This window comes from Streptomyces chattanoogensis (genome assembly GCF_001294335.1).
GTDB classification, from domain to species: Bacteria; Actinomycetota; Actinomycetes; order Streptomycetales; family Streptomycetaceae; genus Streptomyces; species Streptomyces chattanoogensis.
Window position 1 is genome coordinate 87805 of the sequence record NZ_LGKG01000163.1, and the last position, 18383, is coordinate 106187.

Sequence of the window (18383 nt, forward strand, 5' to 3'; positions counted from 1 at the left end):
CAGAAAGTCCAATGAGCGCCGCTGACCAGGAGGAATGGTGGGGGCTCAAGGCAACTCGGCCCGCGCGGTCATGCCTGTGCCTGTGAGGTGTCCTGGTCGGGGGCGGGGGCAGCGGCCGGCAGGTCCGGGTTGGGGGTGAGGATGCGGCGCAGGATGGACTCGACCTCCGCACGGGTGGGCGGTGTGCTTCCGGCAAGGCCCCGCAGGGTCAGGCCGTTGGTGGCCACGGCCGCGGTGCGGGCGGTGAGCGGGTCGACGTACGGCAGGAGCGCGTCGATGCTCAGCTCGATGAACCGGTCGGCGATCGGGCGCAGCGCGGGCCGGCGCAGGGCGGCCAGGTACAGCTCGAACTCCATGACCTGACTGTCGCGCTGCGGGCCGAAACAGCCCATGAGGGCGTCGGTGAGCAGCACGGTGAGCTGCTCCGGGGTGAGCTCGGGGCGCTGGGCGACCCAGTCGGCGAGATAGGCGGCGTAGCGGTCGACGGCCCGCTGGAGGGCCGCCTGGATCAGGTCGTCCTTGGTCGCGAAGTGGTAGGTCGTCGCGCCGAGCGGGACACCGGCCCGCTCGGCGACCGCCCGGTGCGTCAGCCCCTCGATACCGCGCTCGGCGATGACCTTCTCCGTGGCGGTGGTGATCTCCGCTTTCCGCCGCCTGGGGTCGTACCGCCGCTTCGCGGCGCCCTGCCCGGCCATGACCGCCCCTCCCAGGTGTCCCACGCACTGCGTCGAAGTTGACTTATGTACGAAGGTATCAATCCTTCCCCGAAAGCGCCTCGTGGACGGTGGACCGCCCGAGCAGCGCCTCCCCCTCGTGTTCTACCTCGTGATGCACCTGCTACTTCCGGTCATTCGAGCAGGTGGGACGCTTGATCAAAGAGACGCGTTTGCCCTATTTGCCGGCATCGCTCGACAGGATTGCTGCACGTATGTACTAATTAAGGGAACGGAGTGCCGCGCGCATCTCCGCAGACCTGGGAACGCCTACTGAAGCGGAGTGCTGAGAAGCCCGCTCACCAGCACGCCTCAGCGCCCTCCCCAGAGCGTCTGTCCCATCCCCCACTTCAAGCCACCAAGGAGAACCACCATGGCTTTCGCGCCGTGCATCAGCGTCCGCGACACCGCCGCCAGCCTTGCCTTCTACAAGAAGCTCGGCTTCGACGCCGACTCCAGCACCGCTCGTCCCGGCGACGACATCCACATGCTTCTCCACCAGGGCGAATTCGTCGCGATGATCTACAACAACGCGGACCTGAAGAACTGGCTGCCCGTCCTGGCCGACACCCCGATCGGTTTCGCCGGCATGTTCTACCTGGCCATCGACGACCTTGAGGGCGCCTTCGCACACATCTCCCGGCACGCCGAGATCGTCAAGCCCCTCACCACCGACCACAACGGGCAGCGGATGTTCTACTTCCGCGACCCGGACGGCTACGTCATCGGCCTCAACGAGAAGGCCGCACTCCACGCCAGCGAGCTGGGCAAATACGCCTGACCGTGCCCGTCATCCCGCCCGCCTCGGATGTCCCGGCCGGCCGCTCATCGGCCGACCGGGACATCGGGCTCAGGCCAGGTCGAACCGATCGAGGTTCATCACCTTGTCCCACGCTGCCACGAAGTCACGCACGAACTTCTCTCCCGCGTCCGCAGACGCGTAGACCTCCGAGACGGCTCGGAGCTGGGAGTGCGCACCGAAGATGAGGTCGACGGCGGTGGCCGTCCACTTGGCCTCGCCCGTGGCGCGATCCCGGCCCTCGAATACGTTCTCAGCCGAGGCCGACGCCTTCCACTCCGTTCCCATGTCGAGCAGGTTGACGAAGAAGTCGTTGGTCAAGGTCTCCGGCCGGTGCGTGAAGACGCCATGCTGGGAACCCGCGAAGCCGGTGTTCAGGGCGCGCAAACCGCCGATCAGAACCGTCATTTCGGGAGCGGTCAGCGTCAACAGGCTGGCGCGGTCCAGCAGGAGCGTCTCCGGCGACAGCTTCTCTCCCGCCCGGAGGTAGTTGCGGAACCCATCTGCCCTGGGTTCGAGCACGGCGAACGACACCGCGTCGGTCTGCTCCTGCGAAGCGTCCGTGCGCCCCGGCGCGAACGGGACGGTGATGTCGTGCCCGGCGTTCTTCGCTGCCTGCTCGACGGCCGCGCATCCGCCCAGGACGATCAGATCGGCGAGGGACACCTTCTTCCCGCCGGTCCCCGAGCCGTTGAAGTCCTGCCGGATCTGCTCGAGGCTCTGCAGCACCTCGGCCACCTCGGGCAGGTCGTTGACCTCCCAGTCCTTTTGCGGCGCGAGTCGGATCCGTGCCCCGTTGGCCCCGCCACGCTTGTCGGTGCCGCGGAAACTCGCCGCCGACGCCCAGGCGGTGGTAACCAGCTGGGAGACGGACAGCCCCGAGGCGAGGATCCTGCCCTTGAGGTCGGCGATGTCCTCGTCCGCGACCAGTGCGTGGTCGACCTCAGGGACGGGGTCCTGCCACAGCTGCGGCTCGGGAATCCACGGGCCGAGGTAGCGCGAGGCGGGTCCCATGTCGCGGTGCAGCAGCTTGTACCAGGCCTTGGCGAACGCCACCGCGAGCTTGTCCGGGTTCTCGTGGAAGCTCTTCGCGATCGGCCCGTAGACCGGATCCAGCTTCAGCGCGAGGTCCGTCGTCAGCATCATGGGAGCGTGCGACTTCGACGGATCATGGGCATCGGGCACAGTGCCCTTGGCCGAAGGGTCCGTGGGAGTCCACTGCTTCGCACCGGCCGGGCTCGTCGTCAGCTCCCAGTCGTACCGGAACAGGTTGTCCAGGTATCCGCTGTCCCACCTCGTCGGCTCCGAGGTCCATGCGCCCTCGAGCCCACTGGTGAGCGTGTCGGCGCCCTTGCCGCTGCCGTAGGTGTTCCGCCAGCCGAGGCCCTGCTGCTCGAGGGGACCCGCCTCGGGTTCCGGTCCGATGTACGAGGGGTCCACCGCACCATGGCACTTGCCGAACGTGTGGCCGCCGACGATGAGCGCAACCGTCTCCTCGTCATTCATCGCCATCCGCCCGAAGGTCTCGCGGATGTCGATGGCCGCAGCCATCGGATCCGGGTTGCCGTTGGGCCCCTCGGGATTGACGTAGATCAGCCCCATCTGCACGGCACCGAAAGGAGTGGCGAGTTCCCTGTCGCCGCTGTAGCGCTCATCTCCGAGCCAGGTGTCCTCGGGCCCCCAGAAGATTTCCTCGGGTTCCCAGATGTCCTCTCGTCCGAAGCCGAAACCGAACGTCTTGAACCCCATCGATTCCATCGCACAGTTACCGGCGAAGACCAGAAGATCGGCCCAGGAGATTTTCCGCCCGTACTTCTGCTTGACCGGCCAGAGCAAACGGCGCGCCTTGTCGAGGCTCGCATTGTCCGGCCAGCTGTTGAGAGGGGCGAAGCGCTGAGCGCCGGCCCCGCCACCGCCCCGGCCGTCGGCGATGCGGTACGTCCCCGCGGCATGCCAACTCATCCGGATGAAGAGCGGCCCGTAGTGGCCGTAGTCGGCAGGCCACCATTCCTGCGAGGTCGTCATCACCTCGAAGACGTCCTGCTTCAGCGCCTCGACATCGAGGGTCGCGAACTCTTCTGCGTAGCTGAAGTCCTCGTCCATCGGATTGGACCGGGACGAGTGCTGGTGGAGAATCTGAAGGTCCATCTGATTCGGCCACCAGTCCCGATTCGTCCGGGGTCGAGTCGGCGTGGGGGCCGGGGAGGAGATTACCGGGTTTTCGCTTTCGCTGCCGGACACGTCCGTCCTTCTTCCTGTCTCGGTGTTTCCTTCTGTTGGCTGCTTGCTCTTGCCGTCGGCTGCTTTGCTGGTGCCGAGCACTGCGACCCGCGCTCGTAGCGCGCCAGGGCGCCCACCGGCCGGAAACGCCTGACCAGACCCGCGGCAGTCAACGCGGGCCAGCGGCCGCGAGAACCTTCCTCATGCACGACGCCGGTGATCGAACCTGGGTCGGCGTCCGTATGGTCGCGCACCGCAGACCGCACTGCCACGAGAACACGCAGAGCACCGCCGCGTATCACGACTCGACGTCCAACTGGTCGAGGACGGAAATCTCGAACTCGGGCTCGAACTCGGGCTCGACCCCGAATTCGACCCCGATTTCTGCCTCGATTCCGGCCTCGATTCCGACCTCGATTCCGACCTGCCCGTACCCACCTGCCGGAATTCCGCCTGCCGGACGCATTCGCGGTCGCGCGGATCACCACCGGCCGACGTCGAACTGCCCGGCGAGGGCGCCAACTCTGCGAACCGGACAAACTGTTCTCCTATGACAACTCCGGATACTGCATCATCGGCGGATCGTCGAAACCCTCCGCGCAAGCCGTACGTCCAGTGCCTCCGTAAGCACCTCATCGAGCCACGCGGATAAGCGCGCACACCGCCACCGACGCGAAGGAACCCCTCCTGCGCCGAACCGCGGTCGGCCACCTCCGGCGAAAATCGGAAGATCTGCCCCAGCCGACCGAAGTCTCCGACCGATCGAAGTCTGGGAACTCCCCCGTTACCTCGCGTCCGCGGGCTCGTCTGTCGACGATGGAGCTGGTGGCCACCGCGATACTGCTCCTGATCGCAGGCCACTGGACCACCGGCAACCTGATCAGCAACGCGGCGCTCACCCTGCTGCGCCACCCCGACATCCTCCGGCGGTTCCGGAACGAACCGGACCTGGTCGTCCCGCTCGTCGAGGAGGTGCTGCGGTACGAGCCGCCGGTCCAGTTCATACCGTTCACCACTGCCCTGGCCGACATCGGCATCACCGACACCACCATTCCCAAGGGTGCGCAGGTCTGGCTTCTGCTGGCCTCGGCCAACCGCGACCCGAAGCGGTTCGACCACCCCGACCGGTTCGGTCCCGACCGCGAGGACAACCAGCACCTCGGGTTCTGCACCGGCATCCACTACTGCTTCGGCGCTCCGCTGGCCCGGATGGAGGCGCAGCTCGCCCTCCCCCAGCTCTTCCACCGGGTCGCGAACCCACGGTTGTTGGCGGACCCGCCGCCCTACCGCGTCAACCCCGTCCTGCGCGGCCCCCGCCACCTTCCCGTGGCCATCGACGGCCTCATCGCTTGAGCGCGGCAGATGAGGGCTCGACAGACACACACCCACCAGCCGGAGGGCCGGAGGACTCTCCCCAGGCATCCCTGACGCGCAGCTCAGCATCGCGCGCACTGTGCGTCAGCCGTTCGCAGTCAAACGGCATTCACCAGGCCGCTCGGCTCCCAGACAGAGTGACCGGTGGGCGGCACCAGCAGCCCACCACACGACACTGCAACGGGCGACCTCACCAGTCCCTCGGCCGGAGTACCCCCGTGCGCGGCATCACCCCAACGCCACGCCCGATACCTTGCGCCCCTCGCTCCCTCACGCCTGATTAATTACATTTGCCCCATGCACCAGACCGAGGAGAGTGCAAACGCGCCGACGGCGGCCCCGGCCGCCGTACTGACCGGCCTGGGTTCCTGGCTGCCGCCCCGCGGGGTCACCAACGACGAACTCAGCGCCCACCTGGACACCTCGGACACCTGGATCCGCGAACGGATCGGCATCTCCGTACGGCGCCGGGCCGATCCGAAGACGGCCACCAGCGACCTGGCGACCGAGGCCGGAGCCCGCGCCCTGCGGTCGGCCGGAGTGACCCAGGCGGACGCAGTCGTCCTGGCCACCACCACCCCGGACCATCCGTGCCCGGCCACCGCTCCGATCGTGGCGGCCCGGCTCGGGCTGGTCAACGCCGCCGCGTTCGACATCGCCGCGGGCTGCTCGGGATTTCTGCACGCCACCACAGTGGCGGCCGGGCTGATCCACTCCGGTACGGCCGATCGGGTGCTGGTCATCGGCGCCGAGACCATGTCCGCCATCATCGACCTCGAGGACCGGTCGACGGCACCGATCTTCGGGGACGGGGCGGGCGCCGCCGTCCTGGAGGCAGGCCGCCCCGGACAGCCCGGCGCTCTGGGCGAGGTGGTGTGGGGCAGCGACGGCGAACACGCCGACGCCATCATGATCCCGGTCGGCGGCTCCCGTAACCGCGACAGCCGGCAGTCCGCGCCGCACAGCGAACGCCATGTCCAGATGCGCGGCAACGAAGTCTTCCGGCACGCCGTCCGCCGGATGACGGCCGCCGCGAACCGAGCCGCCGCAGCAGCGGGCTGGGAGCCACAGGACATCGACCGGCTGATCGTCCATCAGGCCAATGCCCGGATCAGCGCCGCGGTATCCGATGCGCTGGGCGTTCCGCCGGAACGCGTTCCGTCGAACATCGCGACGGTGGGGAACACCGCCGCCGCCTCGATCCCCCTGCTCCTGGCGGACGCCGCCGCCGAGGGGACCCTCCGGCCCGGCCACCGTGTGCTGCTGGTCGCCTTCGGCAGCGGCCTTGCCTGGGCCGCGACGACACTGGTGTGGCCCCCCGGCCTGCACGCCGAACGGTAACGCCCGCGCCACCCGCTCCTCCCCCTCCAAGAGCGGTCCCCGTATCCGTAAGGAGTGACCATGTTCGACCAGTTGAAGGAACTCCTCACCACCCGCGCCGGGCTGCCGGGCGGCCCGATCGTCCCGGAGGCCTCGCTGGCCCGGGCCGGTGTCGACTCCATGGCCGTCACCGTCCTGTCCATGGCCCTGGAGGACCAACTGGGCGTGGTGATCGACGAGGACGAGCTGTCCGCAGCACCGACCGTCGCCGCGCTCGCCGACCTGATCGCCCTCCGCACCAGCGGCGCCGCCGCCCCCACCACGCCGTCCACCGCATAGCCGGGGAGCGGCCGCCGTGGACACCGTGGAAGCCGACGAACGCCTCGTCCCCTTCTCCCTGCGGGACATGACCTACGCTTGCCGGGTCCTCACCACCCGGCGCCGCTACAGCACCGAGCCGCTCGTGCTGATCGGCGGCGCCCTCCAGGACATGTACTCCTGGCCACGCCTGGAACGCCGGCTCACCGCGCACACCACGCTGGTGCTGATGGACCTGCCGGGCACCGGGAACGCCGGCGACCTGGACGCCGGCGCCGGCTTCGAGATCCTCGCGGAGGCGGCAGGCCACGCCATCGAGCGGCTCGGCCTGGGCCGCGTGAACATCCTCGGCGCCTCCTACGGCGCCCCCATCGCCTACCGCCTGACCCAGTCGCGCCCGGACCTGGTCGCCCGGCTGCTGCTCGCCGGCGCCACCCCGCGGGTCGGCCCCCGGCTGACCGCCGTGGTCCGGCAGGGCCTGGAGCTGGTGGGATCCCACTCCCGCCCCGCCGACGAACCGGCCCGCCGCGACTACGCCCGCAATGTCGTCGACGTCCTGGTCAACAGCGCCACCCGGCACGAGGTCGCCCAGGGGGCGGCGGTCGCCCGCCTCCTGGAACGCCAACTGCTGCGGACGTCGCAGAGCGCGGCCCTGCGCTATGCCGCCTGCCACGAGCGCCTGCTGGACACCGACCTCTATCCGGCCGGCGGCATCGCCGGTGTCCCCGCCCTCGTCTTCACCGGCGAACACGACTGCGCCAGTTCACCCGAGGAGAACTCGGCGGTCGCGGCCACCATCAGCGACTGCGCCTTCGCCCTGATCCGCGACGCCGACCACATGGCCCACCTGGAACGCGAGGCCGAGTACGCGGACCTGGTCACTCGCTTCCTACGGGACCAGCCGGTGCAGGGCCTGCCGTACTGCAGGTATCCGCAGGCGAAGGATCCTGGCTGCCCAGCCTGCCGGTCCTGAGTGTTTGACGGTGGGTCGTGAGCGGGCGTGAGCGGGCGTGAGCGGGACATCTGACGACCGGCCCTGATCCTCCGCGCTGCCTCCGACAGGACCGGCGGCCTGCCGACCTGACCGGCGACCTTCCGACCTGACCGGCGGCAACGGCCTCTCCGCCTCCACCGTTTCACGGTGATTCCACCGGGTCTTTCTACGGTCCTGACTGACGTATTCGCGGCGCGCAAGTACGGAGACGCGCCCTGCCATCGGCAGGGTCACCAGGCAAAGGGCTGCCGTTCCGGCTCCGGTCGAGGATCCGTCGCAAGAGTCGTAGAGGAAACAGCGAGGAGAATCATGACGTTCCGGAAGGCGCGTAACAGCATCGTCAGGGGCATGGTGGCAGCAGCCCTGGCGGTGCCGTCCGTCATGCTGGCCGCAGGCACAGCGTCGGCCACGACCGACGACATCGTCAACGTCGCGAACGCGAATCTCGACCATCACGCCTGTGACACGAACAGCGTGGGCGAACAGGGGTACAACTCCAGCTGCACGGGCGCAGGCGGCTCACCGGAAAACTGGTGCGCCGACTTCGCGGCCTGGGTCTGGGCGCAGGCAGGTTACAACGTCAACGGGCTGACCCCGGCGGCCGGCAGCTTCGGACAGTACGGTTCCGGACTGCATCCGGATCCCCACGTCGGTGACGCAGTCGTCTTCAACTACGACGGCAACGGATACGCCGATCACGTGGCGATCGTCACGGCGGTCAATCCCGACGGGACCATCGAGAGCATAGGCGGCAACGAGGTCACCAACGATCCTGCGACCTCCTCCGCCCATCACGACGGCCCGTACAGCGGTGCGGTGGGCGACAGCCCCTACTGGAACATGTCGATCAGCGGCTACGTCTCCCCGGCCAACTGACCAACCGCCAACCAAACACCACCATTCGTGACGGTTCGCCGGTTCGCCCGGCGAACCGTTTCGGTTTGCGGCACCGGTGGCGGGCAGGCCACGACGGGGTCGCTCCCCGAACTACTGACGAAGCGTCAGAAGATCAGCCCAAAGGGCTAGTTGAGCAACAGTTGAGCATTTCAGTCTCATCCGCATGCGGGCCGAGCGCACCGTGTTAACGTACGACCCGACTTCTCACCGTTGGGCTTTCCGCCTCGCCAACCAGCTTCACCCGGGTCCCGATGACACGGGGAAGGTGGAAGTCACTCACCACATCCTGGAAAAGGGTGTTCTGTGATGGTGGCGACGCGTCGAACCTTCCGGTGTCTTCCGGGCCCCCGGGACCTGCCAGGGACCGTGTACCGGCGTTCGTGCTGTTCTGGCATCGGCGGCCTGGTCCGCGTCACCACCAGCACAGCCGGTTCCCTCAGGGAGGTCTCCGGAGTGCCGGAAGTCACATCAGCCCAACAGCCTGCCACACAGCGTCCGTGGCTGGTTCTCGCGATCATGTGCATCGGCTTCTTCATGTCGTTGCTCGACGGATCCATCGTCAACATCGCCATCCCCACGTTGATCCACAGCATTGACGCGTCCTACGACCAAGTGCTGTGGGTCATCGACGGCTACCTGCTCGTCTTCTCGGTGCTGCTGATCAGCACCGGTCGGCTGGGGGACGTCTTCGGATACCGCCGGCTCTACGTGATCGGCATCATCACCTTCACCCTCGCCTCCGCGCTGTGCGGGCTGGCCGACTCACCGGCCGGGCTGCTGATCGCCCGGGCCCTGCAGGGACTGGGCGGAGCGCTGCTGTTCCCGCAGGTCATCTCGTCGATCCTCACGATTTTCCCGCCACGACTGCGCGGTCGCGCGTTCGGCCTGTTCGGTGCGATCGTCGGGTTCGCCCCGATCGTGGGCCCGGTCGTCGGCGGTTTCCTGCTCGCCCGTCTCAGCTGGCGCTGGATCTTCTTCATCAACGTCCCGATCGGGATCATCACCGCCGTACTGGCACTGGCCTTCGTGCCGCCCATGCGCTCCGGCCGGCGCCACCGGCTCGACCTGGCCGGCGTCGCGCTGGCCACCGCCGGGCTGAGCGGCGTCGCGTTCGGCCTGATCGAGGGAGAACGCTACGAATGGGGCACCATCACCGGGCCGATCAGCATCACCTCGGCCATCATCGCGGGCGTCACGCTGCTGGCGGTGTTCGTCGTCTGGCAGCACCGGCAGCGGGACGAGCCCCTGATGCCGCCGGCGCTGTTCGGCGCGCGCAACTTCGCGGTCGGTAACTGGATCGGGTTCGTCTTCCAACTCGGCATGATCGGGATCATGTTCGTGCTGGTCCTGTACCTGCAGATGGCGCGTGGGTATTCGGCGCTGGAGACCGGTCTGGCGGTGTTGCCGAACGCCGTGCTCACCGCGGTCGGCTCGGTGTACGCCGGGCGGCTGTCGGACAAGTTCGGCGCCAAGTACGTCCTGATGGCCGGGATGATGCTCCTGGCCGTCGGCCTGCTGGTACTGGTCGCCATGGCCGGCCCCACCAGCAGCGCATCGAGCCTGCTGCCGGGTCTGGCCATCATCGGGATCGCCAGCGGCGCCACCTTCGCACCGCTGCAGCAGGCCACCATGGACGGCGTCGATCCGCGGTGGGCAGGAGCCGCCTCCGGCGTCTCCAGCACCATCCGGCAGATCGGCGGCGTCCTTGGCACCGCCGTGCTGGGCGCCCTGCTGTCGGCCCGCCTCTCCTCGACCCTGCGCAGCCAAGCTGAGCAGCACGCCGCTGAGCTACCGGAGAGTCTGCGCGCCCGGTTCATCGGCGACAGCGCAGCCGCCGCGCAACACTACAGTCCGCCCGCGCCGCCCAGCGGCCTGAACCCAGCCACGGCCGGCCTGTACGAACGCATCACCGCCGACACGTTCGCCACCGGCTTCGTCGACGCGATGCAGACCACCCTCGTGGCGTGCGCCGTGGTCCTGGTGGCTGCCGCCTTGTTCTGTTTCCTGTTCAGCCCACACAAGAGGCCGATGACCGAGCCGGCCGAGAAACGACAAGCCGACACCGCATCGCAGGACTGACCCAGCAACGACGATGGTCGCGGCCAGGCGACCGCGACCATCGTCGGACTCGCCCGGAAGATCTACGACGGGCAACTAGGGCAGCGAGGTGACGCACATTCGGGCCGTCCGGGTGGCCCCGGGGACGGCATGGCTGAAGGCTGAGGGCGCGTCCGTCCGCACAAGGAGTCCCCGATGGCCCCCACGTACCGTCACCACATGCACCGCAGTCAGCACACCCAGCCGACGGCCGCCCGCCGGGCGGATCCTGCCGTTGCCGGGCATCGCTGAGCGCCTGCGGCCAGGGCCGGCGACGGGCCCCCCGCGCCTGCGCGACAGCGGCCAATGGCCCCGGTACGTCGAGTTCGTCCCGGGCGTCCTCGTCGCGGGCGGGCTCGTCTGGAACGCGTTCTCGCCGCAGGACTACTGGGGAGACCCGATGCTGACAGCGGCCAGCGTGACGGCGGGTGCGCTGCTCTCGCTGCGGCACACCCTCGCGGTCGGCATCTCCATCATCTGCGGCGTCTTCGCATTGACGGTGAAGGACGGCACCGCCGACGACGTCGTAGGCCACCTCGAGCTCATCAACACGCTCTTCGCCGCGCTGATGGGCGTCGGGGTCAACCGGGTGATCGCCCGGCACGGGCGCCGGCTGGATGTCGTCCGTACGGTGGCGGAAGCCGCCCAGCACGCGGTGCTGCCCGCGCCGCCGGAGCGCATCGGCCCGCTGGCCATCGCGGCCCGCTACCAGGCCGCCCAGAGCGAGGCCCGGATCGGCGGTGACGCCTACGCAGTGCAGCGAACCCCGTTCGGGGTCCGGCTGCTGATCGCCGACGTCCGCGGCAAGGGGCTGGACGCGGTGAGCGCGGTATCGGTGCTGCTCGGCGCCTTCCGCGAGGCAGCGGAACAGGAACCGGAGCTGCCGGCGCTGGCCGACCGGATGGAGCGCGCACTGGCGCGGGCGAGCGAGCAGACCTCCGAGGAGATCCGGCTGGAGGGGTTCGTCACCGCCCTGATCTGCGAAGTGCCCCCGGGCGGCGGGGTGCGGCTGCTGGACTGCGGCCATCCCGCGCCGTACCTGTGTCACGGCGGCGAGCTGCGTCCGCTGGAGGCCCCCGACGCGGGGCTTCCGCTGGGGATGGGCGGCCTGGGGGTGGCCCGGCCCGCACCGGTCGACTGGCCGTTCCCTGTGGGCAGCACGCTGCTGCTGGTGACCGACGGAGTGACCGAGGCCCGGGACCGCGCCGGCGCGTTTTTCGACCCCGTGGCCGAACTGGCGGGGCTTGGCCCGTTCGAGGACCCCAGGGAGCTGATCGCCCTCCTCGTGCGGGAGGTCGAGCGCTGGGGCGGCGGGCCGCGGGACGACGATATGGCGGTCCTCGCGATCACACGGACAGACCAGGACGGCCGCTATGTGGTGCCTACGGGCCCCGCGGCCTGAGGGTGCCGACGGCCTTTCGCGGTGGTATCCGGGGCCCCGACCGCGGTCGCGTGCCCTACGGACGCGGTACGGACGCGGTACGGACGCCGTACAGATGCGATGAGCCCCGAGCGAAGGCCCCGGCACCGCCTTGCCTGCGCCGAGCGGCGGGCGCAGGCTGGGCATATGGCGGAAGAGGGCCCCGTCCTGATCGCTTCCGTGCAGCGGGCTTTCCGGCTGATGGAGGCCGTGGGCGCGCATGAGGGCGGCGCGCCGGCGCAGCAGCTGGCACAGGAGACGGGGCTTCCGCTGGCCACCACGCATTACCTTCTGCGTACTCTTGCTCACGACGGGTACCTCCGTCGGCTGGAAGACGGTGGCTATGTCCTCGGGGAGCGGCTGGACACCCTGCACTCCGGCGGTCGTGAACAGACGCAGCTCAGCCGCGTCCGCCCCGCTCTGGCATCGCTGCGGGACGATCTTTCGGCCGCCGTCTACCTGACCTTCTTCGAGGACGGCGAGATCCGGGTGGCGGATATCGTCGACAGCCCCCTGGCACCGCGGGTGGACCTCTGGGTGGGCTTCGAGGACTCGGGCCACGCCACGGCACTGGGCAAGTGTCTCCTGCGCGAACTCGGCGACGAGTCCCGCAACGACTACCTCTCCCGCCACCCGCTCGCCGATCTCACGCCGCACACGATCACCGGCTGCTCCGAACTCATCCAGCGGCTCGAGATCTCCCCCCGTCCGCCGATCGTCACGGACATGGAGGAGTACACGCTCGGGACGTACTGCGTCGCCGTACCGGTGTTCCGCGGGCAGACGCTCGGCGCGCTCGGAGTGTCCCTGCGAGTGGACCGGCTCTCGTACCTCAACCAGGTCCGCGACCGACTGATACCAGCGGCGAAGCGCGTGACCAGGGGGCTCTCGCTGACCATGTGAAGAGATATGGCGTACGCGACGATCGTTGGACGACGGGACCGCGTGCCTGCCAGAGCCCGGAGAGTGTGTACGGATCGGGGGAACGGGGGCACTACGGCACGGGCTGGGTGATCCTGCGCGCCTTCCCCCTCACTCCCCCAGCTCGCTGGGAAGGTAAGCCGCTGCCGGCGGGGCCCCTGTGGCGAGGGCGGCGATGCGTTCCCGGTAGTGCGGGGCGAGCGTGGCGAGGCTGCTGATCTTCTCCAGCGGAACCCACTCCAAGCCGATCTGGCCGGAGTCCGCGTGGTGTCCGCCTACCAGATCAGGATTGCTGGTCAGGGCGCAGCGGAACGCGATCTCGACGCGGTGAACGGTGTCGCCGTCGTCGGAGGAGTCGCCCGGCCGACTTGCCCATTCACGCATCCACAGCAGTGGGCCGGGGGAGACGGTCAGCCCGGTCTCCTCATGCACCTCGCGCCGTACTGCCGCAGGAAGTGGCTCTCCAGGATGCTGCCCGCCGCCGGGCAGGAAGTGGCATTCCTTGCCGCGCCACAGGTTGCGGGTCAGCAGCACGTTTCCGTCGTGGATGATGACCGCCTTGGCGGAGTTCCTGATCCGGGCCGGGGCGCGGTCCGGAAGTCGTCCTGTGCCGGCAAGGGCGCGGGCGGCTTTGATGGCGAGCTGGTTGGCGAAGAACTCGCCGGGGTCGGGGCGCATTCGGGCGAGCGCAACCATGCCGGTGATGATGACGTCGGCGACTTCGTCGTGTACATCGTCCCAGGTGTGGGAGAGCCCCTTACGGGGGTTGGTTCCGGTGAGGCCGACGACGGCCTGGGCGGCTTCGCCGGTCTCTTCGGCAATCTTGAGTACCTGCAGCACCCAGTTCTGCTCCTGGGGAAAGGGGGACACGGAGTCGTAGTAGTCGGCCAGGGCGCAGACGGTGTTCCAGGAATCGGGCTGCAAGGGGGCTCCTGACGGTCGTTCTGGAGGCGGGAGACGGAAGGCGGTGCAGCTCGGCGAAGAGCCCACCGGATGTGCGGAGTTGATCGACGTTTCCGTGTTCGACGACGTGGCCGTGGTCGAGGGCGCCGACCGCTTCCTACGAGAGTGGAGGTTGGCCCGGGGCGGGCGGGGACGACGAAGGCGTACGCCGAGGTCATCGTACTGTTCCTGGTGCACGCGGTGGTGAACAAGGCTGCGCCGACAAGGGTGTTGGAGCAGATCTATGAGCTCGGAGACGATCGCGTCCTGCCCCAGGAGGCGCGCGGCGAGAGCGGCGCCATGCGTTGTCGGATGCGGACGCGGGTTGGGCTGCCCCCGGGACAGGTCGCAGGCCTGCGCGCCCCTGCGATCCGTATCTGCTCATGGACTCGCGCTCACTGGGCTGCGCGATTGAACCGAATCCGCAGCCCGGCCGTACAGATAGGGACGGCGGATTCGGTCTCGCGGGCCTGGTCTGCCGTGCCACCACCGGGCCCCGCACGGAAGGACGTTTGCGTTGTCGCTCTTCACACGCTTTCATCAGCAGCCGGATGCGGACGAGGCAGCCCTGGCCGAAGAGCCGACCACGGATGCCGGCCTGCCGCCGGACGGCCTTCCCGCGCGAATACCGGACGAGACCTCCGCGGGTGACGACGCCGCCGGCGACGATACCGCTGGTGGCGGCACCTGGCGCGACCGTCACCCGTCCACCGCGCGGACCTTCGCCCACGCCACCACAGCCCTCTCCACCATCCTCGTCCTCCTTGCCCTCCTCATGCCGAACCAGCTCACCCTCCTCACCCCCGGACAGTTCGCGCGCATCCCCGTGGAGGGCATCTTCGGTGCCGCCCTGCTGCTCGTCCTCCCACCAAAGGCGAGGCGGGTGGCATCCGCCCTCGCCGGGATCGGTATCGGCCTGCTGACCGTGCTGAACCTCCTCGACATCGGCTGCAACGAGACGCTCGGCCGAGGGTTCAACCCGGTGTTCGACTGGCCCCTGCTCGACGACGGCGAATCGTTCCTCCAGGACTCGATCGGCCGGGCGAAGGCAACCGGTGTCGCGATCGGAGCCATGGTCCTCGTCCTCACCCTGCTCGTGCTCATGACGCTGGCGGTCGTCCGGCTCGGCAATCTCATGGCCCGGCACAGCGCCACCGCGACCCGCACCACCCTGGCGCTCGGGACCGTCTGGTTCGCCTGCACGGCGCTCGGTGTGCAAGTGGCCGGCGTGCCGGTCGCCGCAGAGAGCGCGGCAGGCCTCGTACAGAACCGTGCGCAGCAGGTGCGGGCGAGCCTGGAGGACGAGCAGGCGTTCGCGAAAGAGGCCGCCGTCGACACGTTCCGCAACACCCCGGGCGACAAGCTGCTGACCGGACTGCGCGGTAAGGACGTCATCTTCACGTTCATAGAGAGCTACGGACGCAGCGCCATCGAGGACCCGTTGATGGCACCGGGAGTCGATGCAGCCCTCGCGGACGGGACGAAACGGCTGCGCGCCGCCGGGTACTCCGCCCGGAGCGGCTGGCTCACCTCGGCGACCTACGGCGGAAGCAGCTGGCTGGGCCACTCCACCTTCATGTCGGGCCTGTGGATCGACAACCAGCAGCGCTACCGCACCATCACCGCCGACGACCACCTGACCCTCACCGGCGCCTTCAAACGCACCGGAGCCTGGCGCACAGTCGGCATCATGCCGGGACTCACCAAGGGCTGGCCGGAGGCATCCTTCTACGGCCTCGACCACGTCTACGACTCCCGGGACCTTGGCTACAAGGGCCCGAAATTCAGCTGGTCAACGATGCCCGACCAGTACGCCCTGTCGGCCTTCGAGCGTCTGGAACACGGCAGGACCCACCGCGAAGGGCAGGGCGAACAGCGAGCCAGGCAACACGCAAAGCCGCTGATGTCGTTCGTCATCCTCACCTCCAGCCACAACCCCTGGGCGCCCCTTCCCAAGATCATCGGTTGGGACGAGATCGGTGACGGCTCCGTCTACAACGCCGTCCAGAAGGCGGGCAAAAACCCCGTGGACGTCTGGAAGCGCACCGACCAAGTGCGCACCGAGTACGGCAAGTCCATCCAGTACTCGCTGCACAGCCTCATCTCGTACCTGCAGAAGTACGGCACCAAGAACACCGTCCTGGTCTTCCTCGGCGACCACCAACCCCTCGCAAAGGTCTCCGGCGACCACGCCAGCCATGACGTCCCGGTCACGCTCGTCGCCCACGACCCGGCCGTGCTGAAGCGCATCTCCGGCTGGCGCTGGACACCCGGCCTGAGGCCCGGCCCGAAGGCACCGGTCTGGCGCATGGACACCTTCCGCAACCACTTCCTGACCGCTTACGGCCCGCAGTCCAAGCGCGGCAGCGCGGGCCGGTTGGGCCCTCGGTGACGGCTGCGCACAGGCAGGTGGTGGGGCCGCTGGGCGTACGGTCCATCGCGCATGGCTGCACCGCGGCTGCAGTACGCCGCCGCGGTGCAGTGCAGCAAGCAGACAACCCAGGCACCCATGGGCGACCGTGATCCCCTCCTTCCCCACGCCTCCAAGTAGTTCAGACGGGTGATCGGACGGCTGCTACATCTCTGGATCATTGGGTTGTGAAGCGCGTGCCGCTGTGCCGAACCTCTTACCCTGCTGAGGTGTAGGGCTGGAGGGCCGCACGCACCGGTGCAGGCATCTCCTTTTTGCTGTGGGTCGCGGGATCGACGAACACGTGTCGGACTTCGCCTTCTGCGATGAGCCGTTCACCGACCTTGAAAACCGGGCGCACGATCATGCTCGTGGTTCCGAGATGGGTGATGGGCATCTCGATGTCGAGCAGCTCATCGAAACGTGCCCCCAGGCGGTAGCGTATCCGCGCTTCTGCCACGACCAGGTCGTCTCCGCCCTCCACCGTGGATGCATAGTCTCCGATGACTTCTCGCCACAGCTCGGTCAGGGCGACGTCGTAGTAGAAGAGATAGTGACCGTTGAACACCACACCTTGCTGGTCACACTCGCTGTAGCGCACTCGCAGTCGGTGCGTGAAGAGCTTGGCCATGGCGAGATCGTAGTCACCTCCCGCACTGATGACCGGGAGAAGTGCGAAGGGGCTGCTCGTCAGAAGCCGTGCCACGGCCTCCTTCCGCTGATCACCGCGGCATGAAGTGGAATGGCGATCCTGCTCGCCGTTCGGCTGGAGGCCGTGGCGAGGCCCGTATCGAGGACGAGGACCGGGGCGCAATCCCCGGCTCATCGGACCCGTCCCGCCGAGGCATGTGGCCGGTATGGAGAGAGTTCGCTGGGGGAGGCGGGCAAGGATGAGTGTGGACGGCCGGGGACGGCTCGGGAGCGCGTGATGAGGAGTGCGCAGATGCTGGAGCTCACCGATGATGTGCAAGAGCGGCTTACGGCGGCAGCCGTCTGGTTCGTGGCGACCACCTGCCCAGACGGGGCGCCACATGTGAGTCCTATGTGGGTCGACTTGGACGGTGGCCATCCCTGGTTCAACACCTCGGTAGGCAGAGTCAAGTTACGAAATCTGCGTAACGACCCGCGGGTGTGCCTGACACACCACGCCGACCCCTTCGACCGCGTGCAGATCCACGGCCGCGTCGTCCGCTTCGTCGAAGGGCCGCAGGCGGTGCGCGACATGGACCGGCTCGCGCACAAATACTGGGCACGCCCTATGAGTGGCTGCTGCCGGAGGAGCAGCGGGTGACGGTGGTGATCGAGCCGCTGCGCGTGCGCCGTGTCGTCGGCGTCGAGCCGTTCGGGCAGCAGTGAACAGTGTGCGAGACAGAGCAGCGCGCTGGCCGGACCTTCACCGTCATTGCCGTCCGCGGGCGGCCTGGCGTCGAGTGCGCGGGGGACGTGGTGGGCCAGGTGGTCGAAGAGGTGCCCGGATCAGCACGCCACCGGGACCCGCAATAAGCGGCCGCGGCCGCCGAGTTGTACGACCATGGCACCGGACGATCCCGCGGCGGCCTGCGCACGAAGAGCCCTCCCGCAGCCGACGCGGACTGTCGCGCCTGCGCGGTCACACGTCCTGGGTGTCCTCCGCCACGAGCAGTGCCAGCAAGCCGGGAAAACGCTGCTCGATGTCGGCCCGGCGGAGGGTGGCCATTCGGCTGTTACCCCGGTCGACCTGGCGGATCAGCCCTGCCTCACGTAGCGCACGGAAGTGATGGGTGACCGTCGCCTTGCTGACAGGCAGCGCAAAGGAACTGCAGGTGCGCGCCTCGCCTTCGGGCCCGGCCGCCAGCTCTCGCACGACGAGCCGCCGCAGCGGGTCGGCCAGTGCCGACAGGACCTTGCCGAGTTCCATCTCCGCCAGCTCGGGGTGCCCCTGCTCGTCGGGCATCACCATCACCTCCCAGGTACGACTT

The 18383-nt window shown here is 68.6% G+C and carries 15 protein-coding genes and 2 pseudogenes; 11 read left to right on the forward strand and 6 right to left on the reverse strand.

Annotated elements, in window-relative coordinates; all coding sequences use genetic code 11:
- Positions 1-68: 68 nt before the first annotated feature.
- Positions 69-695 (reverse strand): TetR/AcrR family transcriptional regulator, encoded by a 627-nt coding sequence (locus tag ADL29_RS30095; protein ID WP_053926708.1) that lies wholly within the window; start codon positions 693-695, stop codon positions 69-71.
- A gap of 391 nt (positions 696-1086) precedes the next feature.
- Here ADL29_RS30095 and ADL29_RS30100 point away from each other — a divergent pair, with 391 nt between their 5' ends.
- Positions 1087-1494, forward strand: coding sequence for a VOC family protein (locus ADL29_RS30100; protein WP_053926709.1), 408 nt, complete (start codon positions 1087-1089; stop codon positions 1492-1494).
- A gap of 69 nt (positions 1495-1563) precedes the next feature.
- Here ADL29_RS30100 and katG read toward each other — a convergent pair whose 3' ends face one another.
- Together katG and ADL29_RS43755 are read right to left on the reverse strand one after the other, a co-directional pair.
- A complete protein-coding gene (gene katG, locus ADL29_RS30105) occupies positions 1564-3753 on the reverse strand; it encodes a catalase/peroxidase HPI (RefSeq protein WP_053926710.1) in 2190 nt (729 codons plus the stop codon).
- A gap of 277 nt (positions 3754-4030) precedes the next feature.
- The gene (locus tag ADL29_RS43755; RefSeq protein ID WP_157878610.1) at positions 4031-4198 is read right to left on the reverse strand and encodes a hypothetical protein; all 168 of its coding nucleotides are present in this window, start codon (positions 4196-4198) and stop codon (positions 4031-4033) included.
- Positions 4199-4539: 341 nt separating this feature from the next.
- Here ADL29_RS43755 and ADL29_RS30110 point away from each other — a divergent pair.
- The 8 genes and pseudogenes from ADL29_RS30110 to ADL29_RS30145 all read left to right on the forward strand — a co-directional run.
- A pseudogene (locus ADL29_RS30110) lies at positions 4540-5085 on the forward strand (cytochrome P450); the annotation flags it as partial.
- 318 nt (positions 5086-5403) lie between these two features.
- Positions 5404-6447: a beta-ketoacyl-ACP synthase III gene (locus tag ADL29_RS30115; protein WP_053926711.1), complete on the forward strand. Its 1044-nt coding sequence runs from the start codon at positions 5404-5406 to the stop codon at positions 6445-6447.
- 60 nt (positions 6448-6507) lie between these two features.
- The gene (locus ADL29_RS30120; protein ID WP_046924209.1) at positions 6508-6765 is read left to right on the forward strand and encodes an acyl carrier protein; all 258 of its coding nucleotides are present in this window, start codon (positions 6508-6510) and stop codon (positions 6763-6765) included.
- A gap of 16 nt (positions 6766-6781) precedes the next feature.
- Positions 6782-7717, forward strand: a complete 936-nt coding sequence (locus ADL29_RS30125; RefSeq protein WP_053926712.1) for an alpha/beta fold hydrolase — start codon at positions 6782-6784, stop codon at positions 7715-7717.
- A 330-nt stretch (positions 7718-8047) separates the two neighbouring features.
- Positions 8048-8614: a CHAP domain-containing protein gene (locus tag ADL29_RS30130; RefSeq protein WP_053926713.1), complete on the forward strand. Its 567-nt coding sequence runs from the start codon at positions 8048-8050 to the stop codon at positions 8612-8614.
- A gap of 537 nt (positions 8615-9151) precedes the next feature.
- Entirely contained in the window at positions 9152-10714 is a 1563-nt protein-coding gene (locus tag ADL29_RS30135) for a DHA2 family efflux MFS transporter permease subunit (protein ID WP_053926714.1), read from the forward strand.
- Between the two features lie 253 nt (positions 10715-10967).
- A complete protein-coding gene (locus ADL29_RS30140; protein WP_245689694.1) occupies positions 10968-12134 on the forward strand; it encodes a PP2C family protein-serine/threonine phosphatase in 1167 nt (388 codons plus the stop codon).
- 165 nt (positions 12135-12299) lie between these two features.
- Positions 12300-13055: an IclR family transcriptional regulator gene (locus ADL29_RS30145; RefSeq protein ID WP_053926715.1), complete on the forward strand. Its 756-nt coding sequence runs from the start codon at positions 12300-12302 to the stop codon at positions 13053-13055.
- 129 nt (positions 13056-13184) lie between these two features.
- On the opposite strand, the gene ADL29_RS40260 is transcribed toward ADL29_RS30145, so the two are convergent.
- Positions 13185-13997 carry an NUDIX domain-containing protein gene (locus tag ADL29_RS40260; RefSeq protein WP_063788568.1) on the reverse strand — a complete coding sequence of 271 codons (813 nt, stop codon included), beginning with the start codon at positions 13995-13997 and terminating at the stop codon, positions 13185-13187.
- Between the two features lie 535 nt (positions 13998-14532).
- Between ADL29_RS40260 and ADL29_RS30155 the strand changes: the two genes are divergently transcribed.
- Positions 14533-16407, forward strand: coding sequence for an alkaline phosphatase family protein (locus ADL29_RS30155; RefSeq protein ID WP_078971399.1), 1875 nt, complete (start codon positions 14533-14535; stop codon positions 16405-16407).
- 235 nt (positions 16408-16642) lie between these two features.
- Here ADL29_RS30155 and ADL29_RS43025 read toward each other — a convergent pair whose 3' ends face one another.
- Complete coding sequence (locus ADL29_RS43025) at positions 16643-17056, reverse strand: acyl-CoA thioesterase (RefSeq protein WP_046924213.1); 414 nt, start codon at positions 17054-17056, stop codon at positions 16643-16645.
- 312 nt (positions 17057-17368) lie between these two features.
- Here ADL29_RS43025 and ADL29_RS30165 point away from each other — a divergent pair.
- Positions 17369-17781: pseudogene (locus tag ADL29_RS30165) on the forward strand (TIGR03618 family F420-dependent PPOX class oxidoreductase).
- Positions 17782-18034: 253 nt separating this feature from the next.
- On the opposite strand, the gene ADL29_RS30170 reads toward ADL29_RS30165, so the two are convergent.
- Positions 18035-18358, reverse strand: coding sequence for an ArsR/SmtB family transcription factor (locus ADL29_RS30170; RefSeq protein WP_053926822.1), 324 nt, complete (start codon positions 18356-18358; stop codon positions 18035-18037).
- Positions 18359-18383 lie beyond the last annotated feature (25 nt).

What these genes read in the sequence shown, in the direction of transcription:
- ADL29_RS43755 (WP_157878610.1), bottom strand. Translation starts at nt 4,198, where the DNA reads ATGCGTCCGGCAGGCGGAATTCCGGCAGGTGGGTACGGGCAGGTCGGA.
- ADL29_RS30170 (WP_053926822.1), bottom strand. Translation starts at nt 18,358, where the DNA reads ATGCCCGACGAGCAGGGGCACCCCGAGCTGGCGGAGATGGAACTCGGC.
- ADL29_RS30120 (WP_046924209.1), top strand. Translation starts at nt 6,508, where the DNA reads ATGTTCGACCAGTTGAAGGAACTCCTCACCACCCGCGCCGGGCTGCCG.
- ADL29_RS30145 (WP_053926715.1), top strand. Translation starts at nt 12,300, where the DNA reads ATGGCGGAAGAGGGCCCCGTCCTGATCGCTTCCGTGCAGCGGGCTTTC.
- ADL29_RS43025 (WP_046924213.1), bottom strand. Translation starts at nt 17,056, where the DNA reads ATGGCCAAGCTCTTCACGCACCGACTGCGAGTGCGCTACAGCGAGTGT.
- ADL29_RS30130 (WP_053926713.1), top strand. Translation starts at nt 8,048, where the DNA reads ATGACGTTCCGGAAGGCGCGTAACAGCATCGTCAGGGGCATGGTGGCA.
- ADL29_RS30095 (WP_053926708.1), bottom strand. Translation starts at nt 695, where the DNA reads ATGGCCGGGCAGGGCGCCGCGAAGCGGCGGTACGACCCCAGGCGGCGG.
- ADL29_RS30100 (WP_053926709.1), top strand. Translation starts at nt 1,087, where the DNA reads ATGGCTTTCGCGCCGTGCATCAGCGTCCGCGACACCGCCGCCAGCCTT.
- ADL29_RS30115 (WP_053926711.1), top strand. Translation starts at nt 5,404, where the DNA reads ATGCACCAGACCGAGGAGAGTGCAAACGCGCCGACGGCGGCCCCGGCC.
- ADL29_RS30135 (WP_053926714.1), top strand. Translation starts at nt 9,152, where the DNA reads ATGTGCATCGGCTTCTTCATGTCGTTGCTCGACGGATCCATCGTCAAC.